Genomic DNA, 26,279 nt, shown 5'->3' with positions numbered 1-26,279 from the left:
CCCGTGTCCGGGCTGCCGATCGAAACACTGCTGACCGAACTGGTCGGGCGCAGGCCGCTCGATGGGCCGCAGTGGCAGCAATTGTCGGAAGAAGACTGGCGCACCTTGGACGAGCGCGCCCACGAGCACCGGTGCCGGCCGGCGCTGCACCGGCTCCGCGGCGACCAGACGCTGGTACCGGGGGCAATCCGAAAAGGCTGGGCCGGGGCTTTTCGCGAGAGCTCCCTGGTTGCGCTGGCCCAGCGGGCGGAGCTCGTCCGCATCGCTCGGCTGCTTGTTGACGCGGGCATCCCCATGGCGGCGCTCAAGGGCGCGTGGCTGGCGTGGGGTTGCTACCCCGAACCCGGCATGCGCCCGATGCGTGACCTCGACATTCTGGTGCCCGCCGACAGGTCGCTGGACGCCCATGCGGCCCTGCTCGCCAGCGGCTACACGGCTTGCGAGGAGACGGCGCTGCCGCTGGACGAATGGGCGGCGCGCTTCAAACACCTTCCGGCGCTCGAGTCGCCCGATGGGCTGGTGCTCGAGATCCATACCCGCCTGTGGGATAATGACGGCCGCATGCCGCCGCATCCCCACGGCCTGCTCGACCGTAGCGTCGCTGCCGCCGCCTTGGCCGGCGTTCGCGTGCTCGATCCGATCGATGCCGTCATGCACCTCGCCGTCCACGCCGCCTTCCACCGGCTCGACGGCGGACCGCTCATGCTGGTCGACTTCGCGACACTGGCGGAGCAGCCGGAGCGACTTGATCTCGGCGAGCTCTGGCACCGGGCCGACCGGGATGACTGGCTCCGCCACGCGGCGCTATGCATCGCGGCAACGGACCACTGGACCGCGCCCGGAACTGCTGCGGCGCTGCAATGCCCGATCGATATCCCACCGGATATCATTGATGCGATTCCTGCCCTGCTCGCCAAACCCCTTTCCGCGCGGGAAAGCGATATCGCGCTAGCCAAGCTTGGACGCAGCGACCTGGCGCTCAGCGAGAAGCTGCGACGCGTCCTGGCGCGGCGTGAACGCCATGACAGCCTGCGCGGCTATGCAAGGTGGGTCGGACAGGAAATCGGCGGCACCCTGAAGAGCCGTGCGACCGCCTCCGACCGGGCAAGAGGCGAAACGATCGCCCGCCTCGACGCCTGGCTCCGCGCCTAGCGGCGGCCCGCACCCGCCAGCTGCGCGAGGCTGGTCAGCCCCTGAGCCAGCAGCAGTTCGGAGGCCTGGCTATTCGTCAGCAGTTCGCGGTGCAGGCGAGTGAGGCCGTGCGTCAGCCGGTCGAGCCGTCCCCGAGCGCGCCAGCGCGACAGTTGCTGGCCGATCTCGCGCTCTTCCTTCCAGAAGATTCCCAGCCGCGCCTTCTCGCCCTTGTCGAGATCGCCATAGGGCCGGTTGCCGAGCGCAGCGGCAATCCGTGCCAGCTGCGCCGCGCGCCGTTCGAACGCCAGCAGCACGCCGACCGGATTGAGGCCGAGTTGCTTCATCCGCGCGATCTCGGGCGCAACCTTGCCGCCCTGCCCACCCATCACCGCATTGACGAGCGGCATGAACCCATCCTCCTCGCTCGTCGCGCCGACGGCATCGAGGTCTTCCGCCGTCGCCGGCTGGGGGCTCTGCGCGCTCGCATCGAGATAGGTCGCGAGCTTGGTCACTTCGCTCTGCGCCAGCCGCACGTCGAGATTGGCGGCGCGCGCGATCCGTTCAGCTAGGTCTCCGCCAAGCCGCACACCTGCTGCATCGGCCATTCCGCGCACGCTTTGCGAGACCGAGCGCAGGTCGGGCGGGTAGAACAGCGCGACCACCGCATCCTTGCGCTTTTCGAGCAGCTTGGCGGAGCGCGACTTGTCGGTCGCCGAACTCGCGACGACGATTACCGGACACGCCGCGCCCGCGCCCATGTCGCCCGTTTCGGTAAGCGTCTTGAGCGCCTCATAGGCCTCGTCGCCCGCGGCGCGCACCCAGATGTGGCGCTTGTCGCCGAACAGCGATGTCGAGCGCGCCTCGTCGCCCAGCCGCGCCGGATCGCCGCGCAGGTCGCCGCCGGTGAGTTCGACCCGCTCGCCCGGCTCCTTCAGCCATGTCACGAGGTCGCCGGCCGCCGCGCTCGCGCCCGCCTCGTCCTGCCCGCAGAAGAAGAAGATGCCGCAATCCTGCGCCGCGCTACGGCCTTTGGCGGCAAAATCGCGGCTGGTGAGCTTCACTGCTCTTTGCGCAGGGTCAGCGCGACGCGCGTCACGATCCGCTGCGCCACGTCTTCGGCGAGGTTTTCGAGCGCGGTCTGTTCGGCGGCGATGGTCGCATATTCGCTCGAGACGACATCGATCCCCGCGTCCGATCCGGCGGTCGCATCGAGCAAGATTTCGCCGCTTGCGAGGTCGATCAGCTGGTAGCGCGCGCGCAGCGTGCGGCGTTCGCGGCTGATCGTGTCGTCGCGCAGGACGCCCAGCCCTTCGAGCTGATCGTCGAGGCGCACGTCGAGCCGGTATTGCGGACTTGCGGCACCGGCAGCGCCGAGACGGTCGTTGAGCGCATTGCGCACCAGCCAGCCGGCCTGCCCCTCGATCGCGGGCACCTCGACCGCGGCAAGGCCGCGCGCGACGTCGCCGCTACCACCGCCCGCATACATGGGCTGGAGCCCGCAGGCGGAGAGCGCGAGGCTGGCGAGGAGGAGCAGGGCGCGACGCATCAGGTGACGATATTCACCAATCTGTCGGGCACGACAATGACCTTGCGAATTTCTGCCCCGTCGATCGAACGCTGCATGTTCTCGCTCGCTAGCGCCATCGCCTCGAGAGTTTCCTTCGACGCGCCCTTGGGAGCGGTCAGCGTGTCGCGCAGCTTGCCCTTGTGCTGGACGGCGATGGTGACCTCGTCCTCGACCAGCAGCGCGGAATCGACTTCGGGCCAGGGCGCATCGGCGACCATGCCTTCCATGCCTATCCCGGCCCAGGCTTCCTCTGCCAGATGCGGCATCATCGGCGCGGTCAGCTGGACGAGCGTGCGGATGGCGGTCGAGCGACTGGCCGAGGGTGCGGCCTTTTCGACCGCGCCGGTCAGTTCGTAGATGCGCGCCACCGCCTTGTTGAAGCCGAGCGCCTCGATATCGCGACCGACGGCATCGACCGTCTGGTGCGTCTTGCGATCGAGTGCCTTGTCCGCGCCCTCTGCCCCGGCATCATGTGCCGCGAACAGGCGCCACAACCGGTGAACGAAGCGCGAGCAGCCTTCGATGCCCGCTTCCGACCACGGCAGGTCGCGCTCGGGCGGGCTGTCGGACAGCATGAACCAGCGCACCGCGTCGGCGCCGTAGGTATCGATGATCGTGTCGGGATCGACGACGTTCTTCTTCGACTTCGACATCTTGATCACACGGCCGATCTCGACCTCGCCGCCATCGGCGGTCAGCAGCGCCCGCTCCGCCTCCCGGCTGATCTCGTCGGGCGCGAAATAGACGGTCTTGCCGCCTTCCTGCCGCGAATAGGTCTCGTGCGTCACCATGCCCTGCGTGAACAGCGAGGCGAAGGGTTCCTTCACCTCGAGCTGTCCCATATGCGCCAGTGCGCGGGTCCAGAAGCGCGCGTAAAGCAAGTGCAGGATCGCATGCTCGATGCCGCCGATATATTGTTCGACCGGCATCCACCTGGCGACTTCGTCGCGGTCGAAGGGCCTGTCCGCGGGCTGGCTGGCGAAGCGCAGGAAGTACCAGCTCGAATCGACGAAAGTGTCGAGCGTATCGGTTTCGCGCTCGGCCTTGCCGCCGCACTTGGGACAGTCGACATGCTTCCAGGTCGGATGGCGCAGCAGCGGATTGCCAGGCGTCTGGAAGTCGACATCCTCGGGCAGGGTGATCGGCAAGCTGTCCTTGGGCGCGGGGACCACGCCGCAGGCCCCGCAATGGATGAAGGGGATCGGTGTGCCCCAGTAACGCTGGCGCGAAACGCCCCAGTCGCGCAGGCGCCAGACGGTCTTGCCCTGGCCGCGGCCCTGTTCCTCGATCCGGGCAATGATTGCGCGCTTGGCATCTTCCACGCTCATGCCGTCGAGGAAGTCCGAGTTGACGATGACGCCTTCGCCCGCCTCGGCTTCGCCTTCGAAGGGCCTGCCCGCATCTTCGACGCTGGGCGCCACGACGCGCGGGATCGGCAGGCCATACTTGGTGGCGAATTCGAAGTCGCGCTGGTCGTGGCCCGGGACCGCCATGATCGCGCCGGTGCCGTAGTCCATCAGCACGAAATTGGCGATATACACCGGCAGGTCGGCGCCGGTGAATGGGTGCTTCGCGGTGATACCGGTGTCGAAGCCGAGTTTCTCAGCGGTTTCGAGTTCGGCCGCGGTCGTCCCGCCCTTCTTGCACAGGGCGATGAACGCGCTCGCTTCGTCGCTGTCGATGCCCTGCGCGACCGGATGGTCGGCAGCGACCGCAACGAAACTCGCACCGAAGATCGTGTCGGGCCGCGTGGTGTAGACCGGCAGTTTTTCGCCGTTCGACAGGTCGAAGCTGAATTCGAGCCCCTTCGACTTGCCGATCCAGTTCTCCTGCATCAGCCGGACCTTGTCCGGCCAGTTCTCGAGCCTGCCGAGGCCGTCGAGCAGCTCCTCGGCGAAATCAGTGATCTTGAGGAACCACTGGTTGAGCTTGCGCTTCTCGACCTCCGCGCCCGAGCGCCAGCCCTTGCCGTCGATCACCTGCTCGTTGGCCAGCACGGTCATGTCGACCGGGTCCCAATTGACCTCGCTCTCCTTGCGATAGACGAGGCCCGCTTCGTAAAGGTCGATGAACAGCGCCTGCTCGTGGCCGTAATAGTCCGGCTCGCAGGTCGCCAGCTCGCGGCTCCAGTCGAGCGCGAAGCCGAGGCGCTTCAGCTGCGCCTTCATGTGTTCGATGTTTGCGCGGGTCCAGCCGCCCGGATGGACGCCCTTTTCCATCGCGGCGTTTTCCGCCGGCATGCCGAAGGCGTCCCAGCCCATCGGATGCAGCACCTCGTGTCCGGTCGCCTTCTTGTAGCGCGCCAGCACGTCGCCCATCGTGTAGTTGCGCACATGGCCGATATGGATGCGCCCGCTGGGATAGGGGAACATCTCGAGCACGTAGCTCTTGGGCTTGTCCGAATTGCTGTCGGCGCGGAAGGTCTGCGCCTTGTCCCACGCGCTTTGCCAGCGCGCATCGGCGCTGGCGGGATCGAAACGGGTATCGCTGCTCATGCGAGCGGCCTTAGCCGTTTTGCGCGCGATTTAAAGGCGGTTTTGCCCGCCCTCGAGGGCAATCAGCCGACGGCCTGGCGGCGCAGCTCGCGTGCCTTGGTGAGGATGATGTCTTCGAGCTTCTGCACGGTCGCCGCCTGCACCGGCGCATCGACCCATGCCCCGCCCTGCGAGACCTGGCGGCTGGCCGCCACGCGCAGCGCATCGGCGCGCAGGTCCTGGTCGAGGATGGTCACGGTGACCTTCACGCGTTCGCCCGGATTGCTCGGGTTGGCATACCAGTCGGTCACGATCACGCCGCCATTGCTGTCGGCCTGCAGCAGCGGAGCGAAGCTGACCGCTTCGAGCGCAGCGCGCCAGAGGTAGGAATTCACGCCGATCGTGGTGACCTGCGAGGCAGCGAGGTCGGCCTTCGGACGATCGCGCCCGCCGCAGGCCGCGAGGCCGGCCGTCGCGGCAATGACCAAAGCGAGGGTTGCGGGGCGGCGAAGATTGGCGAAGGCGCTCATGTCGTTCCTTGGTCTGTATCCGTTTCGGGCTCTATAAAGCCTGCGGGCGCGCGGGCAAGCTCTGCGCAAAGCCAGTCTTCTCCCGGAAGCGCGTGAACCGGTTCTGAATTGCGCCTCGCATCCTGCGATCCGGCGCCTGCATTCATCGTGTGGCAAGGCTGGATAAGGTTCGATTGCTTCGCCAACATAACGGGGAGGATTTGATGAGAACGGTTTGGATCGTTGCGCTAGGGGCCATGGCAATGACAGCCGGTGCTGCCCAGGCAAATTCGTCAGCTCCGAATCCGACGCTCGCTCCGCTCACCTATGCAACGCCGCAAGGGGGATGGTTTGCGCCTCCCCATCCTATCGCAATGCCTGCGGCAGACACGTGGGTCGCGCAAGCCTACAAGGCCGAACGGACACAGCTGCTGCGCAAATATCTCGCGCTCGAAGAGGCCAACGGCGGGGTGCTGAGCCCTGAACATCTGGCTGCAATGCGCAGCGACATCGCCGATCTGAAGAGACGCTACTCCATCGACTGACGCGCCGGTTTTCGATTCCGGCCCAACAGCTTGTGGGCAAAGGGCAACACTTCCAGCCAATCGGTCAGGCCATGCTGTGGAAAAGCTGGCCAAACGCGAACAGGCTCCATAGCTTGAAGGCTGAGAACGCTCGCACCCTGCGCGAGTCGCGTCAGCACCGGTTCAGGCGCATGATGCTCAAAGGCAGGGTGGAACAAGGGTGATTGGCGAGGATTTGACGGCACATGGCACGGTTGAAGACAGGTAGGAACGGCAAGCGGGCGATCCCCGCCGCGCTGGCTGCTGCCGGTCTGGCGATCGCGCTTCCCGGAGCCGGCCTTGCCATCGGGACGACCGATAACGTTAGCCTGCCCGCCGAGTTGGGCGGCCTGCCGTTCACACCGGCCAATGTGGATCCCGAGCTGGCCCGCAAGGTCGCGGCGATCATGGGTTCGGATGGGGTCCAGTTCACGCCTGCTACCAATATCCAGCGCTCGGCCGAACGCACGGTCACCGTCGCCGTCCGGGTCGACGATGCAACCGCCCGCGCCATCTCGGTGCGCGGTGCCATCGAAACCGTCGCTGCCGAGCAGGGCCGCGAACGGGCTCTCGAAATCGCGCCGACGCGCTACAACCTCGGCATCGCCCGGGGCTATCAGAGCTTCGTCCAGCCGCAGAAGACCGCCACCCTGCCCGAAAGCGTACGCGATCTGGCAATGCCCGACCTGGCGACCTACCGCCCGGCCGAAGCGAAGCCCGGCAAGCCGAGCCGGTTCGGCTCGCGCATCGCAGTCGAAAGCGAAACGAGCGTCGGCCGTTCGCCGCGCACGCTTGAAGCGCTGGCTGACCAGAGCGTCGACCTCCAGGGCTCTTACCGCGTGAAGGGCAATCTCAACGTGACGGCGGGTGTCCGCCTCTCGCAAGACCGCAATCGCCTTGCACCCCTGACCGACGGGGTGGAGGACGATCAGGCAGTCTACGTCGGAACCCAGCTGCGCTTCTGACCCGCGCCCCGCGCGTTCACCGACCTCAAGAATACGATTGAACGCCGCGTCGCTGCGCCGAGCATGCGTATGCATCGCTTGGCACAATCATGCCTGAACGCCTAAGACCGCTGCGAACGCTACGGAAAGCTTGGGAGAATCGAGTATGGGACGAGTTGCCATCGTAACCGGGGGCACCCGCGGTATCGGACGCGCGATCTGCGAAAGGCTGCGCGACGAACGCGGCTGTACGGTCGTCGCCAACTATGCCGGCAATGACGAGGCGGCAAAGGCCTTCACCGAGGAAACCGGCATTCCCACGGTCAAGTTCGACGTGGGCGACTACGATGCGGTACAAGAGGCCTGCCAGCAGGTCGAGGCAGAGCATGGCCCGATCGATATCGTCGTCAACAATGCCGGCATCACCCGCGACGGCACGCTGCTGAAGATGAGCTACGAGGACTGGGACGCGGTCATGCGCACCAACCTCGGCGGGTGCTTCAACATGGCCAAGGCGACCTTCGCCGGCATGAAGGAGCGCGGTTGGGGCCGGATCGTCAACATCGGCTCGATCAACGGGCAGGCGGGCCAGTACGGCCAGGTCAACTACGCTGCGGCCAAGAGCGGCATCCACGGCTTCACCAAGGCGCTGGCGCAGGAAGGCGCGCGCTTCGGCATCACCGTCAACGCCATCGCCCCGGGCTACATCGACACCGACATGGTCGCCGCCGTGCCCGAGCCGGTGTTGGAGAAGATCGTCGCCAAGATCCCCGTCGGCCGCCTCGGCAAGGCGAGCGAGATCGCCCGCGGGGTGAGCTTCCTGTGCTCGGAACACGCCGAATTCGTCACCGGCTCGACCATGAGCATCAATGGCGGCCAGCACATGTATTGATCGCGTTCGGGGCGCGGCTGGCGGACAGCCGCGCCCCGCTTGCTTCGCTCAATCCACCATGATTCCGACGACCTTCCATTCGCCCTCTTCCTCTTGGAGAGTGACGGTCTCGATGACGTCGGCATTCGCGTAGCGCGTAGCGAAGACGACCTCCTGGTAACCGTGGGGAGGCGCGTTGAGAAAGCGGATCGTCTGCAGCTCGCGTGAAAGGAATGCGCCTTGGGGTCCTCTCACCTGAGTAGCTGCATTCGTCCAGCCTGCGAGCGTATTGCTCTGTTTGAAGGTTCGTCCAGTCGCATCGAAACTGGCTTCCCAATCTCCCGCGTCGGTCAGGGCAAGCCAGCCTTCTGCGGCTGCGACGATGGCCGCGTCACTTGACGGCACTTCGACCGGAACTGGCTCCGCGACGGGTTCGCCCATTTGGGAGGTGAGGATGAGGCCGGCGGCGAAGATGGTCATCATGACGATTACTCCTGCAAGGATGCGACGGGCAGGCCTGCCTGTCGCGACCCCGTCAGCTTCGCCGGAACCGAGCGACCGGTCGTCCCCCAAATCCTTGTCTGCAAGATTTTCGTAGGTCCCGCGCTCGCGTTCGAACAGCAGCCTGGCGGCTTCGCGGCTGCTGGTTACGCCGAGCTTGCGGCGCGCGACGCGCAGGCGTTCGTTGATCGTGTGGACCGACAGGTCGAGCTCGCTCGCCATGCTCTTGGCGTCGTGCCCGCGCACGATCAGGCGGAGGGTTTCCTTCTCCTTATCGGTCAGGTCGTCGAGGGCTTCCACCATGCGCGCTTGTCTAGGAAACGGCGGGTTCGCCAACCACCCCAAAAAATTCGTGTGCTCGCGGCATAGGATATGTAGAGGGCCCCCGATGATTCCCCCCTACCACCCGCCGAAGAAATACTCCGTCCGCATTGCTGGCCATCGCACCTCGATCAGCCTGGAGCCGCTGTTCTGGGAGATGCTGACAGAAGCCGCCGCCGCGCGCGACAAGTCCATCAACGCGCTCGTCGCCGAGATCGATGCCGAGCGCATCCGGGCCGACAATCCGCCCGGGCTAGCGGGCGCGATCCGCATCTGGCTCGTCACACAGCAAAGGGGCGACGGGATCTGGCCCGCCGCCCCTTCGAAATACGCCCTTCCGGAACGCTAGCGCGAGGTCAATACTTCGCGGTCGCGTCGCTGGCCGGGAACGTCTCGTCGAGTGCCTCGTCGGTCTTGCTCATTGGCGTGTGGGAACTGGTCGATTCCGCGCCTGCATTGCGGAACGCGCCGCTGGGTTCGCCATCGGCGAAGGCGACGCCATTCCTGTCGAGACGGTTCTTTTCATAGGCGCGGTAACCGACATAGCCGAGCGCGCCGAGTGCTGCGAGTTTGAGTAGCATGATGTGATCCTTCCTTTGCGACCCAACGAATGGATCGTGCAAAAGGTCCGCAGCCAGCCCTCAGTCGTCGCCGACCCGTTCGATATCCGCGCCGACCAGCTGAAGCTTCTCCTCCAGCCGCTCGTAGCCGCGGTCGAGGTGGTAGAGGCGTCGAACAGTGGTCTCGCCCTTGGCGGCGAGCCCCGCGATCACGAGGCTCATCGAGGCGCGCAGGTCGGTTGCCATGACTTCGGCGCCGGTCAGTTCGACCGGGCCGCGCACCACGGCGGTACGACCAGTGGTCTCGATGTTGGCGCCCATCCGCGCGAGCTCGGGCACGTGCATGAACCGGTTTTCGAAGATCGTTTCCTTGAGCACACTCGCCCCTTCGGCCTGGGTCAGCAGGCTCATGAGCTGGGCCTGCATGTCGGTGGCTAGGCCGGGGAAAGGCGCAGTGGTGAGGTTGTGAGCCTTGAGCGGACCGTGGGCCGCGACCCTGACACCGCCTTTCACCGACTCGCACTCGACGCCGATGTTGCGCAGCGCGTGGATGGTCGAGGCCATGTCGTCGGCATCGGCACCTTCGAGCAGGACCTCGCCCCCGGTGATCGCCGCCGCGCAGGCATAGGAGCCCGCCTCGATCCGGTCGGGCATCACGCGGTAGGTCGCACCATGCAGGCGCTTCACGCCGTGGATCGTCAGTTCGGAGGTGCCGATCCCTTCGATCTCTGCGCCCATCGCTGCGAGGAGGTTGCACAGGTCGACGATCTCGGGCTCCCGCGCCGCGTTGATCAGTCGGCTGGTGCCGTTGGCCAGCACCGCGGCCATCACCGCATTCTCGGTCGCGCCGACCGAAACCACCGGGAAATCGAATTCGCCGCCGGGCAGGCCGCCGTCCGGGGCCGAGGCCTTCACGTAGCCCTGCGCCAGTTCGATATGGGCGCCGAACGCCTCCAGCGCCTTGAGGTGAAGGTCGATCGGGCGGTTGCCGATCGCGCAGCCGCCGGGCAGCGAGACGGTCGCTTCGCCCATGCGCGCCAGCATCGGGCCGAGCACAAGGATCGAGGCGCGCATCTTGCGCACCAGTTCGTAGGGCGCGACCGTGGAGGTGATCCGCGGCGTTTCCATCGTCATCACGCGCCCGAAGTCCTGCGGACGGTGGCCGGCGATGGTATGCGCCACGCCGAACTGGCCCATCAGGTGCTGGAACCCGTCGATGTCCGCCAGCCGCGGCAGGTTGCGCAGCGTCACCGGCTCGTCGGTCAGCAAGGCGCAGGGAAGCAGCGTGAGGGCCGCGTTCTTCGCGCCGGAAATGGGAATCGTGCCTGAAAGGCGGTTGCCGCCGCGTACGAGTAGCTTGTCCATGCCGTTCCCTTAAACGGGATAGCGCCGCTGGCAAGCGTCACGGAGCTGTTACAAAAACCGGCCAAGGCCCGCGGGACTTAACCTATGTCGATTGACCGACCCCGATTGCGGACCTACCCCACGCGGCCATGACCCAGCATAAACCGATCAGGAAAGCCGTTTTTCCCGTCGCGGGCCTCGGCACCCGCTTCCTGCCCGCGACCAAGGCGATCCCGAAGGAACTGCTCCCGATCGTCGATCGCCCGCTGATCCAGTATGCCGTCGACGAGGCGCGCGAGGCGGGAATCGAGCAGATCATCTTTGTTACCGGCCGCGGCAAGACCGCCATCGTCGAGCATTTCGACGTCGCCTACGAACTCGAGTCGACCATGGAAGAGCGGGGCAAGGACATGACCGTGCTCGATTCCACGCGGGCTACGCCGGGCGACATCATCACGGTGCGCCAGCAGGTCCCTATGGGCCTCGGCCATGCGATCTGGTGCGCGCGCGCCATCGTCGGCGACGAACCCTTCGCGATCTTGCTGCCCGACGAGCTGATGGTCGCGGCCAAGGGCGGCGGGACCGGCTGCATGAAGCAGATGGTCGAGGCCTATAACGAAGTCGGCGGCAACCTCATCTCGGTGCTCGAAGTGCCGCAGGAGGAGGTATCGAGCTACGGCGTGATCGCGCCGGGCGAGACCAAGTCGGACACGCTGACCGAAGTGACCGGCCTCGTCGAGAAGCCCCCGGTCGACCAGGCGCCGTCGAACAAGATCATCTCGGGCCGCTATATCCTGCAGCCCGAGGTCATGCGCGTGCTGGAAGACCAGGAGAAGGGCGCAGGCGGCGAGATCCAGCTGACCGATGCGATGGCGAAGATGATCGGCAACCAGCCCTTCCACGCGGTGACCTTCGCGGGCCGTCGCTTCGACTGCGGCAGCAAGACTGGCTTCGTCGAGGCGACGCTGGCACTGGCGCTGGAGCGCGAGGATATGGGCGAAGAAGTTCGCGCCATCGCCGAGCGCCTGCTGGCGGACTAGTACGGCAACCGGGCGACACCCGGGCGACAATGGCGACACCCTGTCGCCCGGACCGGATCACCGTTTAATCGTTCCGAATCAGTGCCTTGGTAGGGCATAGCACCAGATTTCAGTCGACCCCAGCCGCCCCCCCCCGCTATTCTGAAGCTGAGTGGGGGCGTGGCCGCAATGCCTATCACCGGTGCCAGGCTGTAGGACAGGCCTGTTTTAGCAGGCCTCAGTCGGACCGAGCGGCCCACGTGGCCAGCACGCCGCGCGGATCCTCGAGCGTGAGCATCCTCTGCAACACCGCGCGTTTGTCTTCGGCCGCATTCCAGTTGGCTTCCCAGATCCGCAGCCCGAGCCAGTAACCCAGTTCACCCGGCCATCCGTCGGGGGCGGTCCCGTAATTGCCCACCCAGCGTCGTTCTGCCTGCGAGGCGGTGGCATGATCTCCCGCATCGTTCTCGCCGTGATCGCGCACGATGTCGATGTCGGCAAGGAAGCGGGCAAATAGCTCGGTTTCACGCGCCATCCCGAACTCGGCCTTCGCCTCGTCGGGCTCCTGACCGGTTACGAGCCGCGCGATGAAATCCGCCGCGCCTTCCGCCAGCACATTGCGCAGGAGCGCATCGTCGTCGGCATTCGCGCCGGCTTCCTGTTGCAGCGCGTGTATCGTCTCATGGGCGAAGAAATGACGCAGCCAGCGGCGCAGGCCGCCATGGTCTTCGGCGAGACCGCACAGCACCTCGAGACCGAGCACCTGCGCCCCCAGGTCTGCCGTCCCGCCCGAATTGCCCGCGCCGAACAGGACGTAGACTTGCGGCAGATTCGCGTCAGGCAACGCGCCCTGTAGGCCGAGATAGATCGAGCGCAGGTCGCCATTCGCGGCCCGCACCTGCGGCAGGCATACATCGATGGCCTTGCGGTAGCTTGCAGGGTCGGCGGCAATCGCCGCGGCGAGGTTTTCGGCACTGGTGATGCGATAGGGCGTGAACACGGCGACGCCGTATGAACCCGGATCGAGATACAGCCGCTGGACCTCCTCCGCAGTCGGCCGTCCTTCGGTCTGCTCGAACATGGCGACGAAGCGGTCGGCATCGGCGAGTTGAATTTCCGCGGTCAGCGCATCGACCGGTTCTGGCTGCGCCTGTGCAGCAAGGGGGACAGGCAGGGCGAGCGCCAGAACGGCGAGAAAGTGTTTCGTCACAGGCGTGTTCTACCCATGCACCTGCGGGATGCGAACAAAAAAGGGGACGCCGGAGCGCCCCCTTCCCTATTTCTCGACTGGCGATCAGGCGTCGGGTTTGTCGCCTTCGTTCTTCGCCGTCTTGCCAGCCTTGGCCTCGGCATCCCCGACCTGATCCGCGATGTCTTCGAGCACCTCGGTCAGCCGGGCGGGCTTGGCCGCTTCCGCTGCCGCCGGGCCCTTGACGAGGCCGTCGAGCGACGAGCCGTCGAGGCCCAGTTCCTTCATCAGTCCGTCGAGCACCGGTGCCTGCGCGCGGTAGGCCAGCGCCGCGCTCACCGCATCGCTCGCGAGGTTGCCGCTGCCGCCGGCACCGCCGGACGACTTGCCGCCGCCATTCGTGAGCCCGTCGACCTGGACGATCTTGATGCTCTCGATCGCTTCCAGCGGCTTGGCGCTTTCGCGCACCAGATCGGGCATGACCTTGAGCAGGGCCAGCTTGGTCTGCAGGCTGATCTGGTCCGAGGACAGGATATTCGCCGCCTCGTTGATCGCCCGCTGGCCCGCCGCCTCGACCTCGAAGCGCACGCGGGCGGCTTCGGCACGCAACTTCTCGGCCTCGGCCTCGCCTTCCGCCTCGCGCCGCATGGCTTCGGCGCGGTTGGTGGCGGCGTCCTTCTCGGCCTCCGCCTCGACCTTGATCTTGATCGCATCGCGTTCGGCGATCTTGGCCGCCTCGATCAGCTCGATCTTCTTCTGGCGCTCGGCCACCTCGCTTTCGCGGCTGGTCGTGACCTGTTCCTCGGCCGCGACCGCCTTGGCGCGGGCCTCGTCGGCCTCGGCCTTGGCCTGGCTTTCCTCGCGGCTCTTGTTCTGGACCGCGATCTGCTGCTCCTGCCGGGCGATCTCGAGCGCGCGAGCCTGGTCGATCCGCGCCTCTTCGACGAGGCGGTCGGCCTCGATCTGCTGCGCGTCGACCTGCTTCTTCGCCTCGATCCGCGCGGAATCGGCTTCGCGGGTGCGCTCGGCCTGTTCGCGGGCGATTTCCGCAGCCTGCGCTGCACGGCGGATTTCGACCTCACGCTCCTGTTCCAGCCGGGCGTATTCCTTGTCGCGGCTGATCTCGAAGCTGCGGGCGTCCGCCTCGAGGTTCTTAGTCTCCATCTGCACGCGCGTGTCCTGCTCGATGTCGTTGCGCAGCTTCTTGCGCGCCTCGATCTGCTCGGTCAGCTTGGTCAGGCCTTCGGCGTCGAAGGCATTGTTGGCGTTGAAGTGCTCGATGCTCGTCTGGTCGAGCCCGGTGAGCGAGACCGATTCGAGCTCCAGACCGTTCATCGCGAGGTCGTTGGACGAGACCTGCTGCACCTTCTGGACGAAGTCGGCGCGCTGTTCATGCAGTTCGTTCATGCTCATGCCCGCCGCGACCGAGCGCAGCGCGTCGACGAACTTGCCTTCGACCAGGTCCTTGAGCATTTCCGGCTGCATCGTGCGCTGGCCCAGCGTCTGCGCGGCCATCGCGATGGCCCCGGCATCGGGCCGCACGCGGACGTAGAATTCGGCCTTTACGTCGATCCGCAGGCGGTCGAGCGTGATCAGCGCCTCGCTGTCGCGGCGGACCACCGGCAGCACCAGCGTGTTCATGTTGACCGGCATGGTTTCGTGGAACACCGGCAGCACCAGCGCGCCGCCGTTCATCACGACCTTCTCGCCGCCCACACCGGTCCGCACGAAGGCGACTTCCTTCGAGGCGCGGCGATAGAGCTTCGCCAGCATCAGCCCGATCGTCAGCATGACGAGGACGAAAATCCCGGCGTAGATGGCGTATGTTGTCAGACTTTCCATTTCCACTCCTTCACGAAACTCAGTTGGGCGACAGGCGGCGCTCGGCGAGCGCGGTCGCATAGAATTGGTTGCCGTCGCGGCGGACGAGCAGGACCTCGTCGCCGGCATGCAGTTCGGACGCTTCCTCGTGCGGTTCGACCATCACGTAATGGTCCTGGCCGTGCATGTCCTTGACCCGCGCGCGGGCGGGCGAGCCGCTGCGAGCAACGCCATCGGTGATCGTGGCGCGGCGCCCCAGCAGGGTGCCGGTATCGACCGCAGTCGTCTCGTCATGCGGCAGCACGCGGCCGAGCGGACGCGCGATCGCCGCCGTCGCCGGAAAGGCTCCGCCCGCCGCCAGCACCGCGGCCAGCCAGCGATCCAGCGGCGCGCCGGTGAAACTGTCGGCCAGCTGCTGGATGCCCAAGCCGACCCCCGCGAACAGCGCGAAGAACACGACCAGCCAGACCGTCAGCGGCACGCGGCCGAGCCCGAGCAGGGTCAGCAGTCCGCCGACCGGGCTGGCGGAGATGCCGCCATCCGCATCGGCGTCGAGATCGAGGTCGATATCGAGAAAACCGAACAGCTGGATGACGAACAGCGCCGCCACCAAGATCAGAGCCACCGCAAACGGCATGTTGTACGGTTCGAATAATGTCATCGCCCCCCCTTTCCTTATTCTCTTAGGGCGAAAGAGGCCGCCTTCCCGACCGGTGTCGAGAAGTTGTCTTCAATCGTGTTTTTCCATGCCCGAAATGTAGCAATTCCGGGGGTGAGCCGACAGGAATATGCGACGAACCGAGTTCGATTTCGGGGCCCGGAGGGCGCTGGATCAGGCCGGCGTGATCCGCAGCGGGAGCGTCTTCAATCCGCCCACGAAAGTCGATCTGGACCGAGCCGGTTCGCCTGCCGGTTCGACGCTTGCGATCCGGTCGAGCAGCGTCTCGAACAGGATGCGCATTTCGAGCCGCGCGAGATGCAGGCCGAGGCACTGGTGCGCGCCTGCCCCGAAGGCGAGGTGGCGGTTCGGGCTGCGCGCCGCGTCGAACTTGCGCGGATTGTCGAACACGCTCGGGTCGTGATTGGCCGCGACGTAGTTCATCATCAGCCAGTCGCCCTTGGCAATGGCCTGCCCGCCGACTTCGGTGTCTTCCGCCGCGGTGCGCATGAAGTGCTGCACCGGCGTGGTCCAGCGGATCGCTTCCTCGACGATGCCGGGCAGCAGCGAGCGGTCGGCTTTGACCTTGGCCCATTGCTCGGGGTCCTGCGCCAGTGCGAGCATCGCGCCCGCGGTGCTGGCGCTGGTCGTGTCGTGCCCGGCGGCGGCGAGGATGATGTAATAGCCCATCATGTCGCGATCGTTGAGCGGCTCGCCGTCGATCACGGCATTGGCGATGGTGCTGGCGACATCGCCCGTCGGATTGGCGCGCCGCTCGGCGGTGAGCTTGGCGAAATAGGCCTCGAAATCGGCCACCGCGCCCGCAACCAGCTGGGTGATCGCTTCGGGCGGCAGGTCCTTGATGCCCGACTGGTTGAGATCGTCGTCCTGCCCGCCGAACAGCTGCTGCGTCAGCATCAGCATGCGCGGCTCGTCCTCTTCGGGGACGCCCATGATCTGCATCACGACATGCAGCGGATAGGGCGCGCTGACCGCCTTGACGAAATCGACCTCCGCGCCTTCGGCCAGCAGCCGGTCGACCGCGGCGCTGGCGATTTCGCGGATTTCGTCCTCCACCGTGCGCAGGTTCTTGGGCATGAACCATTCCTGCGTCAGCTTGCGGTATTTCATGTGGATCGGGCCGTCGAAGGTGACGAGGCTGGCGACCATGTGCTCGCTGCCGCCGGTCATCGCCTTGGCGAACTCGATCCCCTCGGTCAGGCTGAAGACCACCGTGTGCGGATTGTTGAGGAAGGTCGCATTGTCCTTCGACATGCGCATCACGTCGTCATAGCGCGTGACGAGCCAGAACGGCGGGTGGACATACTCCTCCCCCGGCTCGACCCAGGCGACGGGGTTTTGCTCGCGCAGCCGGTCGAAAGTGTCGAGCAGCGGGTCCCAGGCGGCATAGCTGGCCGGGTCGACGACCTCGCGGGCGGTCTCGCGGTCGAGAGTGGGTCTGTCCATCGTTGCCATCACGCCTGCTCCGTCTGCTCTTCGGCCATCCGCTGGTACTCGTCGCGCAGCTCGCGCTTGTAGAGCTTGCCGTTCGCCTCGCGCGGGAGGTCGGGGCGGAAATCGAACAGCTTGGGCATCTTGATCTTGGCCAGCTGGGGCGCGAGGAAATCGCGCAGTTCCGCCTCGAGCGCCTCGCCGGCGTCCGCCATGTCCCGGGGCTGCACCACCGCGACGACCTTCTCGCCGAAGTCGGGACACGGCGCGCCGATCACCGCGGCGTCCATCACCTTGTCGTGCGTGACGAGCAGGTTCTCGATCTCCTGCGGGTAGATATTGACCCCGCCGCTGATGATCATGTGGCTCTTGCGGTCGGTGAGGAAGAGATAGCCGTCCTCGTCGAGATGGCCGATATCGCCCAGCGTCATCCAGCCCTTGGGATGCATCGCCTCGCGCGTTTTCTCGGGATCGTTGTGATAGGTCGGGATGAGGTCGTTCTCGAAGAACAGCAACCCGTCGGTCCCGGCAGGCAATTCATTGCCGTCTGCGTCGCAGACATGGATCTTGCCATAGATCGCCCTGCCGACGCTGCCGGGATGCGCGAGCCAGTCCTCGCTCTTGATCATCGTCATGCCGACGCCTTCCGAACCGGCGTAATATTCGATGATGATCGGGCCCCACCATTCGATCATCTCGCGCTTGATCGGCACCGGGCAGGGCGCGGCGGCGTGGATCGCCCGCTGGTGCGAGGAGAGGTCGTATCTGGTGCGCACGGCGGGATCGAGCTTGAGCATGCGGACGAAATGCGTCGGCACCCACTGGCTGTCGGTGACGCGGTATTTCTCGATCGTCGCCAGCACCTGCTCGGGATCGAATTTCTCGACCACGATCACCGTCCCGCCGAGGCGGTGGACGGTGGTGCACCAGGCGAGCGGCGCGGCATGATAGAGCGGCGCGGGCGAGAGGTAGACCATGCTCCCGTCGGTCGGCCAGCCGGCACCCATGACGGCCAGCCCGGTGAGCGGTGTGGCCTGCTGGATGTCGGGATCGGTCGGCGGCGCCGGACGCACGCCCTTTGGGCGGCCGGTGGTGCCGGAGGAATAGAGCATGTACTGCCCCGGCTGCTGGTCGGCGATGGGTTCGGCCGGCTGGGCTTCGAGCGCAGCCTCGAGGTCCTCTGCGCCTTCGCCGCCGACGATCAGCAGCGGCAGGTCCGGGCACTCGGCCCGCACCCCGTCGAGAACCTCGCCGGCGAAATAGGTCGAGGTCAGCAGCAGCTTCGCATTGCTGTCCTGCAAAATGTAGCAGATTTCCGGCGCGGTCAGCCGGGTGGAGATCGGCACCATCATGATGCCGCACCGCTGCGCGCCCCAGACCAACGGCAGATAATGCCGGTTGTTCTCCATCAGGATCGCGACGTGATCGCCCTGGCCCAGCCCGCGCGCGCGCATCAGCTGGGCGAAGCGGTTGGCATAGGCGTCGAGCTCGCCATAGGTCATGGTCTCGCCGCTGCCGGCCATGATGATGGCGGGATGATCGGGGCGCGCCTGGGCGTGGGCGATGGGGTGCATGGCTGTCCTCTCTTAAGCCGCCGGTCCTTTGCGGACTCGTCCGGTTGCGAGAAGAAACCTACCCAAGCGACGGCAACGGGCAAGAAAAAAGGGGCGATGGATCCCGCCATCGCCCCGCTTTACCGACCCCCCAAGGATCGGAACTGTTTTTCGCGGCTTATTCGCCGCCCTGGCCGCCTTCGCCCATCGCGAGCGCATAGGCGCGCTGGGCTTCCGATTCGACCATGTAGGGAACCGGATTCACCGCCTCGCCGTCGATGCGGACTTCGTAATGCAGGTGCGGGCCGGTCGAGCGGCCGGTCGAGCCGACATAGCCGATCAGTTCGCCCTTCTTGACGCGGGTGCCCGGGGCGACCGCGATGCGCGACATGTGCGCGTAACGGGTCTGCAGTTCGGCGCCGTGCTCGATCGAAACGAAATTGCCGTAGCTCGAGAACCATTCGGCCTTGCTGACGTAGCCGTCGGCCGTGGCGTAGATCGGGGTGCCGGTCGGCGCAGCAAGGTCCACGCCATTGTGGCTGCGGCGGCCGCCGAGGACCGGGTGGGTCCGCATGCCGTAGTCGCTGGTAAGATGGGCACCGTCGAGCGGCATGCGCGAAGGCACCGCAACGACCGAGCGGGCAGCGACCGGACGGTCGAGCTCTTCCCACTTGGCGAACAGCTGGGTAAACTGGGCGTCGTCACCGGCCTCGGTAGCGCCGGACACCTTCCCCATGTCGATCGCGCCGACCGCAGCCGCGGTGTTGGTCTCGCCAGCGTGAGCCGGTGCGGCGGCGATCGTAAGTCCTGCAGACATAATCGCCAGTGCAAGCGTAGTGCGCTTGGTTGCCATTGCTAAACCCGTCCATCCGGCGCTTCGTGGCGCCTTTATCCCTGGCGACTGAAAGGACGTCCCTGCCCTGACGATCACCTGTCAAACTTTGCCGGAACCCCCCGGCGTCTCGTGAGTTTGGGTTATCGGCGAAAAAGTTAATCAGGCAATAGCCCGGTAGTACTCGCGCGGCAGTCCGCCTGCCAAACGCGCTGAGTCGTTGAACGGTGGCCTGAGCGCCCCTGCAAAATGCATTCCGACAAGATTTTGCCATGTTTCCCGTGGGTTTTCGCCGCGCTCCGCGCAAATCTCATGAAAATGCTTTGAGCCGAAGGCGACGTGGCGGATTTCGTCGTCAAGGATTCGTTTGAGAATTTTCGCCCCGTTTTCATCACCTTGTGCGCGCACCCGTTCCAGGGTGGCCGGTGTAACGTCGAGCCCGCGCGCCTCCAGCACCATGGGCACAATCGCGAGCCGCGCTGCGACGTCATGCGCGGTGTCATGGGCGGCACTCCACAGCCCGTCGTGCGTAGGCAACGCCCCGTAGTGCGAATCGAGCGAATCGAGTTTTCGGGCCAGCAAGGCGAAGTGCATCGCCTCGTCCGCGGCGACGGAAAGGAAATCGGAAACAAAGACTTGGCCCATCTCCGCGCCGAATCGTCCGGCCATGTCGAGCGCGAGGTCGATGGCGACGAATTCGATATGCGCGAGCGAATGCCACAGCGCGATGCGGTTGCGCGGCGACCCCATCCTGCCGCGCTTGGGCATGGCGCGCGGCGGCAACAGCTCGACTTCTGCGGGCCACGCAGGGCGATCCGGCATGGCGACGTCGAAGGCGAAGGCCAGCCGTCCCAGCCGCCAGTCGCGCGCGACCTGCCGCGCGGCGAAAACCTTGGCGATGGGATCGGCGGTGAGCAGCGCGCCGCGGATCGCCGCGGCGACAGACAGGCGCGGCGGGGTCATCAGCCGCGCGCGGCCTCGAGCACCTCCTCGGCGTGGCCCTTGACCTTCACCTTGGGCCAGATGCGCGCGATCGTGCCGTCCTCGGCGAGCAGGTAGGTCGAGCGGACCATACCCATGTAGGTCTTTCCGTACATCTGCTTTTCGGTCCACACGCCGAGTGCATCCGAGAGGCCGCCCTCCTCGGCATCGGTTGCCAGATCGACCGTGAGGTCATGCTTGGCGATGAAGTTCAGGTGCTTCTTCGCCGAATCCTTGCTGACGCCGAGCAGCGCCACACCCGCCTTGTCGAACTCGGGCTTCAGGGCGGTGAAATCCTTCGCTTCCGTCGTGCAGCCGGGCGTATTGTCCTTGGGGTAGAAGAAGATCACCGCCCTCTTTCCCTTGAAGTCGGACGGGCGCACGGTGCCGCCATCCGGAGTTTCCATCGCGATGTCGGGCATCGGGTCGCCTTCGCCGGGGGTCTTGCTCATTCGTCCATCTCCAGTCTCTCGCCGAACACGTCCTGCCATGCTGCCGCGACGTCACGCCGCGCCGCAGCCAGCCGGTCGGTCAGGCAGTTGTAATCCGCACATCCGCTCTGCCGCGCGAGGATCGCCGCTGCCGCGTCGCTGGGCCGCGCGAGGTCGGGCGCAAGCAGGCGCGTACCCACCAGCAGCCGCGTCATCAAGTCGCGCGCGGCGATGAGGCTTTCCGGAAGGTGCCCTGCCTCCACCAGCTGCGCAATGGCGTCACCCAGATGCGGCGTCAGCGCGGTGCGATGCCTGAGTTGCAGGAAGTGGACGAGGAATTCGACGTCGACCAGCCCGCCGCGCAGCAGCTTGGCGTCGAGCGGTCCCTTGGCCCGCTTGTGCCGCGCCATCTCGGCGCGCATCGTCAGGACGTCGGCGCGCAGTTTGGCCGGATCGCGCTCCTGCATCAGGATCGCCGTCACGACAGCGGCAAGCTCTTCGCACGCCGCCTCGCTACCTGCGAGCACACGCGCGCGCTCGAGCGCCATATGCTCCCAGGTCCAGGCATCCTCCCGCTGGTAGCGCGCGAAACTCTCGACGCTGACCGCAAGCGGACCCTGCGCGCCTTGCGGCCTGAGCCGCGTGTCCACCTCGTACAGGGCGCCCTGCGCGGTCGGCACGCTGAGCGCGGCGGTGACGCGCTGGGCGAGGCGGTTGAAATAAAGCGTCGCGCCGAGCGGGCGCTCGCCGTCGGATTCGGCATCGTGCGAGCCGGTGAAGAGGTAGATGATGTCGAGATCGGAAGCGTGGGTCAGCAATCCCCCGCCGAGCCGGCCGAGGCCGAGGATCAGCAGTTCGGCCCCCGCGATCCTGCCATGTTTCGCGGCGAATTCCTCCTCCGCCGCGGCCAGCGCGACCCTGAGCGCAGCCTCGGCGGTGCGAGACAGGCCCTCGGCCACGGCCAGCGGGTCCTGCGCCGCCTCGATCAGCTGGACGCCGAGCGCGAAGCGCGCCTCGCCGGTGACGATCCGGATGCGGTCGAGCCGGTCCTCGTAGGAATCGCCGCGCTCGCGCTGCGCCATCGCCGCCACGAGGGCATCGACGTCGCCCGGCAGGTCCAGCGCGGTCCGGTCGATCAGCGCGTCGAGCAGCTCGGGCCGCCGCGAGAGTTCGTCCGCCAGCGGGGGGGCGAGGGTGAGGCAATTGGCCAGCAGGTCGAACAGGCCGGGCCGCGCCTCGAGCAGGCGGAACAGGTTGATCGCGCTCGACAGCCGGCCGAGCAGCGTCTCCCAGCGCGCCATCGTCTGCTCGGGATCGGGGGAGACTGCGATCGAGTGTAGCAGTTCGGGCCGGATTGCATCGAAGGCAGAGAGCGCCGCCGGGCTCCGCAGCGGCGGATAGCGTCCGTCGGTCCATGCAGAGACGCGCGCGGACACGGCCTCGGGCACCTGAGCAAGAGCGGCGCCCCCGCCGTCAACGTGCAGCGCGTGACCCGGAACCGACACGCGGTCCTCGTCGAGCAGGGCGTCAAAACGTTCGCCAACCGGCGTCGTGACGTCACGCAGCAAGTCGATCAGCGCCGGGCCGCCGGCAAGGCCGTGCAGCCGTGCGACATTGTCCAGCGCCTCGCCCGCGGGGAGCGAATGCGTCTGGTTGTCCTGCACCATCTGCAGCCGGTGTTCGATCGTGCGCAGCATATCGTAGCTCTCGCCCAGCACGCGCGCGTCCTGCGGCGAAATGCGACCCGTTGCCGCCAGCGCGTCGAGTGCCGCCCGTGTCCCCCGCACCCTGAGCGAAGGGTCGCGCCCGCCGTGGATCAGCTGGTGCGTCTGGGCGAAGAACTCGATTTCGCGGATCCCGCCACGGCCGAGCTTGAGATTGTAGCCGGGTTCGGGCGCAGCCGGCCCGCTCTGCTTGTCGCGGATGCGCCGGGTGAGGCGCCGGATCTCGTCGATCGCCCCGAAATCGAGGCTGCGGCGCCACACGAAAGGCCGGATGTGGTCGAGGAAGGCCTCCCCCGCCGCGATGTCCCCCGCACAGGCGCGCGCGCGAATGAAAGCCGCCCGCTCCCACGCCAGTGCCGAGCTTTCGTAATGCGATGTCGCCGCGTTCACCGACAATGCGAGCGGGCTCACTTCCGACGCCGGGCGCAGTCGCAGGTCGACGCGAAAGACATAACCCTCCGCCGTGACTTCCGACAGCAGCCGTACGACCTCGCGGGCGTAACGCTGCGCCGCCTCCCCCGGTTCGTCGCGCTCGCGGCGCGGCAAAGTCTCGGGATCGAACAGCAGGATCGGGTCGATGTCGGAGGAATAGTTGAGCTCGCCCGCGCCGTGCTTGCCCAACGCGAGACCGATCATGCCCTCGTTCGGTGCCTCCTCCACGCGCCGGGCGATCGCGGCACCGATGGCGGCATGCAGCGCCCGGTCCGCGAAGGTCGACAGCTCGCGCATGACCTTGCCCAGGTCGAAGGCTCCGGCGAGGTCGCCCACCGCCAGCACCAGCGCGAGGCCCAGCCGTTCGCGCCGCAGCGCCGCCGCGACGTCACCCTGCTGCTCTCCCTTCGCCGCCACTAGTGCCGCATCGCCCTCGCCGCGCTCTAGCATGGCGGCAAGATCGCCGCGCCGCTCCAGCGCCCGCGCAAGAAACGGCGCATGCGCACGGGCCCGGGCGAGGGCTGAGGTCCAGTCGGCATCCATCGCCACTCTCCTGCCGCCGCAGCCTGCCACGCGCAAGCTTGCCCTTCTGCCGCCATGCTGCAAGAAGCGCGCGCAACACGATCAGTCACACGAGAGGACCCCCGATGAAACGCCTCGCCATTGCCGCCACGGCCGCGCTCCTGCTGTCCGCCTGTTCGCTGGGTGCCGACGCTGGCGTCGACCCCACGCTCGACATCCCCGAAGTCGCCGACGGCACGCTGTCGGAAGAAACGATGAAGCGCGTGACCGAGCGCCTCTCCTCCGACGAGTTCGAAGGGCGCGCGCCGGGCACGGCAGGCGAGGAAAAGACCGTCGCCTACCTCATCGAGGAATTCGAGAAGGCGGGCCTGCAGCCGGGCAATAACGGCAGCTGGGTGCAGGAAGTGCCGCTGGTGGAGATCACCGGCAAGGATTACGCGCCGCTGACCATCACCGGCGCCGATGGCGAGCCGATGGAGCTCGAATACGCCAGGGACTGGGTCGGCGTGACCTATCGCGAGGACGCCGAGACCGCGCTCGAAGACAGCGAACTGGTTTTCGTCGGCTACGGCATCAACGCGCCCGAAAAGGGCTGGAACGATTACGAAGGCCTCGACATGACCGGGAAAACTGCGGTCATCCTGGTCAACGATCCCGACTTCGGGGCGGAAACGCTCGAAGGGCCCTTCGGCGGCAAGGCGATGACCTATTACGGCCGCTGGACCTACAAGTTCGAAGAGGCCGGCCGCCAGGGTGCCGCAGGCGCCATCATCATCCACGACACCGCCCCCGCGGCCTATGGCTGGAACGTCGTCGAAAGCAGCTGGTCTGGCCCGCAGGCCTATGCCGCACGCGGGGACAATGCGCCGCCGATGACGCAGGTGAACGGCTGGGTCCAGAAGCCGGTCGCCGAACGCATCTTCGAAGCTTCGGGCAAGAGCCTCGCCGATCTTTCGGCGGCGGCCAAGAAGGAGGGTTTCAAACCCGTCCCGCTCGGCGTCACCGCCTCGACCAGCTTTGCCAACGACATCCGCACCTTCCAGTCGCGCAACGTCATCGGCATGCTGCCCGGTAGCGAGCGGCCCGACGAATACGTCCTGCACACCGCGCACTGGGACCATCTCGGCCGCTGCACCCCGGCGCCCGATGGCGACGACATCTGCAACGGCGCGGTCGACAATGCGACCGGCACCGCCGCGCTGGTCGCGCTCGGCGAAGCGCACGCCAAGGCGGGCCCAGCCAAGCGCACCCTCGTCTTCCTTGCCGTCACGGCAGAGGAATCGGGCCTGCTGGGCGCGGACTATTATGCCGCGAACCCGGTCTTCCCGCTCGACCGCACGGTCGGCGGCGTGAACATGGACGCCTTCCTGATCGCGGGCCCCGCCAAGGACGTGACCGTCGTGGGGCCGGGCAAGTCGCAGCTCGACCTGTTCCTCGACAAGGCGCTGATGTCGGACAACCGCGTCACAACGCCAAACTCCAAGCCCGAGAACGGCTATTACTACCGCTCCGACCACTTCGCCTTCGCCAAGCGCGGTGTGCCGATGCTCTATGTCGACGGCGGCGAAGACCTGATCGACGGCGGCACCGAAGCCGGGGCAGCCGTGGCGGAAGACTACACCACCAACCGCTATCACGGGCCGAAGGACGAATATAATCCCGATTGGGACTGGTCCGGCGTGATGGGCGATCTCAAGCTCTTCTACCGGATCGGCCGCATGCTCGCCGACAGCAGCAGTTGGCCGAACTGGAACGAGGGCGACGAGTTCAAGGCCACCCGCGACGAGGCCTGCGCCGCAGAAGGCGCGGGCTGCGCCCCGGCTTGATGACTGGCCACCCGGAGAGCCGATCCATGACCATGAGGATGCCGCCCGAGTGGGCGCCGCAGGACTGGCTGTGGATCGGCTTCCCGCACGACGCCGACGAATGGCCCGCGGTGCTTCCGCGCGCGCAGGAGCAGATCGCGGCCTTCGCCAATGCCGTCGCCGAGAGCGGGCAGGAAGTGCGCCTGCTGGTGCGCGACGGGGCGAACGAGGCCCGCGCGCGGCAACTGGTAACGGGTGGCGTCAAGCTGGAGCGCCGGACTTATGGGGACGTCTGGCTGCGCGACACCGGCCCGCTGGTGCTGGCCGATGCGCAGGGTCACCGCTCGGCGCGCCGGTTCGGCTTCAACGGCTGGGGCGGGAAGTATTTGATGGAGGGCGACCAGACGGTCGGGGCGCAGCTCGCCGAGGATGCCGGCCTTCCGCTCGAGGTCTGCGACTGGATCCTGGAAGGCGGCGCGATCGACGGCGACGGCACCGGCCTCGTCGTCACGACCGAGCAATGCCTGCTCAACCCCAACCGCAATCCGCAGCTCTCACGCGAGGAAATCGAGGCGCGACTCATGGGTGACCTCGGCTTCACCCGCGTGCTGTGGCTCGGCGACGGGCTGGTCAACGATCACACCGATGGCCATGTCGACAATCTCGCGCGCTTCGTGGGTCCCAACACGCTCTGCCTGCCGCGCGCGACCGGCAGCAACGATCCGAATGCCGCGATCTATGCCGATGCGAAACGGCGTGCCGAGGCAGCCGGAGTGACGGTGAAAGAGGTGCCGTCGCCCGGCCTCGTCACCAGCGGCGACCACGTCGAGCCCGCCAGCTACGTCAATTTCGCGATCACCAGCCATCTCGTCGTGGTGCCGACCTTCGGCAGCCCGTATGACGAAGAGGGGGTTGCGGCCATCGCCAAGCTCTTCCCCGACCGCGCGACCGTCGGCCTGCCGGGCGATGCCGTGCTGGCGGGCGGCGGCGGATTCCACTGTGCCAGCCAGCAGATGCCTGCGGTCCGCGCGATTCTTTAACGCTTCGTTAGTGATTTGGGCGGAGAATGGCC

The 26,279-nt window shown here is 66.6% G+C and carries 24 protein-coding genes; 8 read left to right on the top strand and 16 right to left on the bottom strand.

Annotated elements, in window-relative coordinates; translation table 11 throughout:
- Window positions 1-3: 3 nt before the first annotated feature.
- Window positions 4-1,152 (top strand): nucleotidyltransferase domain-containing protein, encoded by a 1,149-nt coding sequence (locus K3172_RS02790; RefSeq protein ID WP_221586943.1) that lies wholly within the window; start codon window positions 4-6, stop codon window positions 1,150-1,152.
- Here K3172_RS02790 and holA read toward each other — a convergent pair.
- The 4 genes from holA to K3172_RS02770 form a co-directional block, all read right to left on the bottom strand.
- Window positions 1,149-2,195 (bottom strand): DNA polymerase III subunit delta, encoded by a 1,047-nt coding sequence (holA, locus tag K3172_RS02785; RefSeq protein ID WP_221586942.1) that lies wholly within the window; start codon window positions 2,193-2,195, stop codon window positions 1,149-1,151. The genes K3172_RS02790 and holA overlap by 4 nt on opposite strands.
- Window positions 2,192-2,680 (bottom strand): LPS assembly lipoprotein LptE, encoded by a 489-nt coding sequence (gene lptE, locus K3172_RS02780; RefSeq protein WP_221586941.1) that lies wholly within the window; start codon window positions 2,678-2,680, stop codon window positions 2,192-2,194. The genes holA and lptE overlap by 4 nt, the downstream gene beginning before the upstream one ends.
- Window positions 2,680-5,196: a leucine--tRNA ligase gene (gene leuS, locus K3172_RS02775; protein WP_221586940.1), complete on the bottom strand. Its 2,517-nt coding sequence runs from the start codon at window positions 5,194-5,196 to the stop codon at window positions 2,680-2,682. Before leuS ends, lptE begins: the two co-directional genes overlap by 1 nt.
- Window positions 5,197-5,258: 62 nt before the next feature.
- Window positions 5,259-5,705: a DUF3576 domain-containing protein gene (locus K3172_RS02770; RefSeq protein WP_221586939.1), complete on the bottom strand. Its 447-nt coding sequence runs from the start codon at window positions 5,703-5,705 to the stop codon at window positions 5,259-5,261.
- A gap of 236 nt (window positions 5,706-5,941) precedes the next feature.
- Here K3172_RS02770 and K3172_RS02765 point away from each other — a divergent pair, with 236 nt between their 5' ends.
- The 3 genes from K3172_RS02765 (at window position 5,942) to phbB (ending at window position 8,083) form a co-directional block, all read left to right on the top strand.
- A complete protein-coding gene (locus K3172_RS02765) occupies window positions 5,942-6,229 on the top strand; it encodes a hypothetical protein (protein WP_221586938.1) in 288 nt (95 codons plus the stop codon).
- Between the two features lie 224 nt (window positions 6,230-6,453).
- Window positions 6,454-7,212, top strand: coding sequence for a Rho GTPase-activating protein (locus tag K3172_RS02760; protein ID WP_221586937.1), 759 nt, complete (start codon window positions 6,454-6,456; stop codon window positions 7,210-7,212).
- Window positions 7,213-7,357: 145 nt separating this feature from the next.
- Window positions 7,358-8,083: an acetoacetyl-CoA reductase gene (gene phbB, locus K3172_RS02755; RefSeq protein WP_221586936.1), complete on the top strand. Its 726-nt coding sequence runs from the start codon at window positions 7,358-7,360 to the stop codon at window positions 8,081-8,083.
- Window positions 8,084-8,131: 48 nt separating this feature from the next.
- Here phbB and K3172_RS02750 read toward each other — a convergent pair whose 3' ends face one another.
- Window positions 8,132-8,866, bottom strand: coding sequence for a helix-turn-helix domain-containing protein (locus K3172_RS02750; RefSeq protein WP_221586935.1), 735 nt, complete (start codon window positions 8,864-8,866; stop codon window positions 8,132-8,134).
- An 85-nt stretch (window positions 8,867-8,951) separates the two neighbouring features.
- On the opposite strand from K3172_RS02750, the gene K3172_RS02745 reads away from it, so the two are divergent.
- Window positions 8,952-9,233, top strand: a complete 282-nt coding sequence (locus K3172_RS02745; protein ID WP_221586934.1) for a ribbon-helix-helix domain-containing protein — start codon at window positions 8,952-8,954, stop codon at window positions 9,231-9,233.
- Window positions 9,234-9,240: 7 nt separating this feature from the next.
- On the opposite strand, the gene K3172_RS02740 is transcribed toward K3172_RS02745, so the two are convergent.
- Both K3172_RS02740 and murA read right to left on the bottom strand, forming a co-directional pair.
- The gene (locus K3172_RS02740; protein ID WP_221586933.1) at window positions 9,241-9,465 is read right to left on the bottom strand and encodes a hypothetical protein; all 225 of its coding nucleotides are present in this window, start codon (window positions 9,463-9,465) and stop codon (window positions 9,241-9,243) included.
- A 60-nt stretch (window positions 9,466-9,525) separates the two neighbouring features.
- Window positions 9,526-10,809, bottom strand: a complete 1,284-nt coding sequence (murA, locus tag K3172_RS02735; protein WP_221586932.1) for a UDP-N-acetylglucosamine 1-carboxyvinyltransferase — start codon at window positions 10,807-10,809, stop codon at window positions 9,526-9,528.
- A 128-nt stretch (window positions 10,810-10,937) separates the two neighbouring features.
- On the opposite strand from murA, the gene galU reads away from it, so the two are divergent.
- Complete coding sequence (gene galU, locus K3172_RS02730) at window positions 10,938-11,828, top strand: UTP--glucose-1-phosphate uridylyltransferase GalU (protein ID WP_221586931.1); 891 nt, start codon at window positions 10,938-10,940, stop codon at window positions 11,826-11,828.
- A gap of 217 nt (window positions 11,829-12,045) precedes the next feature.
- Here galU and K3172_RS02725 read toward each other — a convergent pair whose 3' ends face one another.
- The 9 genes from K3172_RS02725 to glnE all read right to left on the bottom strand — a co-directional run bounded on the left by K3172_RS02725 (window position 12,046) and on the right by glnE (window position 23,423).
- Window positions 12,046-13,017, bottom strand: a complete 972-nt coding sequence (locus tag K3172_RS02725; protein ID WP_221586930.1) for a DUF2268 domain-containing putative Zn-dependent protease — start codon at window positions 13,015-13,017, stop codon at window positions 12,046-12,048.
- An 84-nt stretch (window positions 13,018-13,101) separates the two neighbouring features.
- Window positions 13,102-14,787, bottom strand: a complete 1,686-nt coding sequence (locus tag K3172_RS02720; protein WP_425594698.1) for a flotillin family protein — start codon at window positions 14,785-14,787, stop codon at window positions 13,102-13,104.
- Window positions 14,788-14,857: 70 nt separating this feature from the next.
- Window positions 14,858-15,478 (bottom strand): OB-fold-containig protein, encoded by a 621-nt coding sequence (locus K3172_RS02715; RefSeq protein WP_221586928.1) that lies wholly within the window; start codon window positions 15,476-15,478, stop codon window positions 14,858-14,860.
- 171 nt (window positions 15,479-15,649) lie between these two features.
- Window positions 15,650-16,942 (bottom strand): cytochrome P450, encoded by a 1,293-nt coding sequence (locus K3172_RS02710; protein WP_221586927.1) that lies wholly within the window; start codon window positions 16,940-16,942, stop codon window positions 15,650-15,652.
- A gap of 8 nt (window positions 16,943-16,950) precedes the next feature.
- A complete protein-coding gene (locus K3172_RS02705) occupies window positions 16,951-18,501 on the bottom strand; it encodes an acyl-CoA synthetase (protein ID WP_221586926.1) in 1,551 nt (516 codons plus the stop codon).
- A 157-nt stretch (window positions 18,502-18,658) separates the two neighbouring features.
- Window positions 18,659-19,297, bottom strand: a complete 639-nt coding sequence (locus tag K3172_RS02700; RefSeq protein WP_247717907.1) for a M23 family metallopeptidase — start codon at window positions 19,295-19,297, stop codon at window positions 18,659-18,661.
- A gap of 177 nt (window positions 19,298-19,474) precedes the next feature.
- On the bottom strand, window positions 19,475-20,275 hold the full coding sequence (locus K3172_RS02695; RefSeq protein ID WP_221586924.1) for a ferritin-like domain-containing protein: 801 nt from the start codon (window positions 20,273-20,275) through the stop codon (window positions 19,475-19,477).
- Window positions 20,275-20,745, bottom strand: a complete 471-nt coding sequence (locus K3172_RS02690; protein ID WP_221586923.1) for a peroxiredoxin — start codon at window positions 20,743-20,745, stop codon at window positions 20,275-20,277. The genes K3172_RS02695 and K3172_RS02690 overlap by 1 nt, the downstream gene beginning before the upstream one ends.
- Window positions 20,742-23,423, bottom strand: a complete 2,682-nt coding sequence (gene glnE / locus K3172_RS02685; RefSeq protein WP_221586922.1) for a bifunctional [glutamate--ammonia ligase]-adenylyl-L-tyrosine phosphorylase/[glutamate--ammonia-ligase] adenylyltransferase — start codon at window positions 23,421-23,423, stop codon at window positions 20,742-20,744. Before glnE ends, K3172_RS02690 begins: the two co-directional genes overlap by 4 nt.
- 104 nt (window positions 23,424-23,527) lie before the next feature.
- Between glnE and K3172_RS02680 the strand changes: the two genes are divergently transcribed.
- Together K3172_RS02680 and K3172_RS02675 are read left to right on the top strand one after the other, a co-directional pair.
- Entirely contained in the window at window positions 23,528-25,228 is a 1,701-nt protein-coding gene (locus tag K3172_RS02680) for a M28 family metallopeptidase (RefSeq protein ID WP_221586921.1), read from the top strand.
- Between the two features lie 26 nt (window positions 25,229-25,254).
- Window positions 25,255-26,247, top strand: coding sequence for an agmatine deiminase family protein (locus K3172_RS02675; protein ID WP_221586920.1), 993 nt, complete (start codon window positions 25,255-25,257; stop codon window positions 26,245-26,247).
- Window positions 26,248-26,279: the final 32 nt, after the last annotated feature.

The sequence above is a fragment of the Qipengyuania proteolytica genome (genome assembly GCF_019711565.1).
Classification (GTDB): domain Bacteria; phylum Pseudomonadota; class Alphaproteobacteria; order Sphingomonadales; family Sphingomonadaceae; genus Qipengyuania; species Qipengyuania proteolytica.
The sequence above is the reverse complement of the archived record's forward strand: the minus strand, read 5'-3'. Positions and strand labels throughout refer to the sequence as shown.

Excerpts from the sequence above, each read along its gene's own strand:
- K3172_RS02745 (WP_221586934.1), top strand. The coding sequence starts at position 8,952 with ATGATTCCCCCCTACCACCCGCCGAAGAAATACTCCGTCCGCATTGCT.
- K3172_RS02700 (WP_247717907.1), bottom strand. The coding sequence starts at position 19,297 with ATGTCTGCAGGACTTACGATCGCCGCCGCACCGGCTCACGCTGGCGAG.
- K3172_RS02690 (WP_221586923.1), bottom strand. The coding sequence starts at position 20,745 with ATGAGCAAGACCCCCGGCGAAGGCGACCCGATGCCCGACATCGCGATG.
- leuS (WP_221586940.1), bottom strand. The coding sequence starts at position 5,196 with ATGAGCAGCGATACCCGTTTCGATCCCGCCAGCGCCGATGCGCGCTGG.
- galU (WP_221586931.1), top strand. The coding sequence starts at position 10,938 with ATGACCCAGCATAAACCGATCAGGAAAGCCGTTTTTCCCGTCGCGGGC.
- K3172_RS02710 (WP_221586927.1), bottom strand. The coding sequence starts at position 16,942 with ATGGACAGACCCACTCTCGACCGCGAGACCGCCCGCGAGGTCGTCGAC.
- K3172_RS02675 (WP_221586920.1), top strand. The coding sequence starts at position 25,255 with ATGACCATGAGGATGCCGCCCGAGTGGGCGCCGCAGGACTGGCTGTGG.
- K3172_RS02765 (WP_221586938.1), top strand. The coding sequence starts at position 5,942 with ATGGCAATGACAGCCGGTGCTGCCCAGGCAAATTCGTCAGCTCCGAAT.
- K3172_RS02740 (WP_221586933.1), bottom strand. The coding sequence starts at position 9,465 with ATGCTACTCAAACTCGCAGCACTCGGCGCGCTCGGCTATGTCGGTTAC.
- murA (WP_221586932.1), bottom strand. The coding sequence starts at position 10,809 with ATGGACAAGCTACTCGTACGCGGCGGCAACCGCCTTTCAGGCACGATT.
- K3172_RS02695 (WP_221586924.1), bottom strand. The coding sequence starts at position 20,275 with ATGACCCCGCCGCGCCTGTCTGTCGCCGCGGCGATCCGCGGCGCGCTG.
- K3172_RS02760 (WP_221586937.1), top strand. The coding sequence starts at position 6,454 with ATGGCACGGTTGAAGACAGGTAGGAACGGCAAGCGGGCGATCCCCGCC.
- phbB (WP_221586936.1), top strand. The coding sequence starts at position 7,358 with ATGGGACGAGTTGCCATCGTAACCGGGGGCACCCGCGGTATCGGACGC.
- K3172_RS02720 (WP_425594698.1), bottom strand. The coding sequence starts at position 14,787 with ATGCTGACGATCGGGCTGATGCTGGCGAAGCTCTATCGCCGCGCCTCG.
- K3172_RS02705 (WP_221586926.1), bottom strand. The coding sequence starts at position 18,501 with ATGCACCCCATCGCCCACGCCCAGGCGCGCCCCGATCATCCCGCCATC.
- K3172_RS02770 (WP_221586939.1), bottom strand. The coding sequence starts at position 5,705 with ATGAGCGCCTTCGCCAATCTTCGCCGCCCCGCAACCCTCGCTTTGGTC.
- K3172_RS02680 (WP_221586921.1), top strand. The coding sequence starts at position 23,528 with ATGAAACGCCTCGCCATTGCCGCCACGGCCGCGCTCCTGCTGTCCGCC.
- K3172_RS02750 (WP_221586935.1), bottom strand. The coding sequence starts at position 8,866 with ATGGTGGAAGCCCTCGACGACCTGACCGATAAGGAGAAGGAAACCCTC.
- lptE (WP_221586941.1), bottom strand. The coding sequence starts at position 2,680 with ATGCGTCGCGCCCTGCTCCTCCTCGCCAGCCTCGCGCTCTCCGCCTGC.
- glnE (WP_221586922.1), bottom strand. The coding sequence starts at position 23,423 with ATGGATGCCGACTGGACCTCAGCCCTCGCCCGGGCCCGTGCGCATGCG.
- K3172_RS02715 (WP_221586928.1), bottom strand. The coding sequence starts at position 15,478 with ATGACATTATTCGAACCGTACAACATGCCGTTTGCGGTGGCTCTGATC.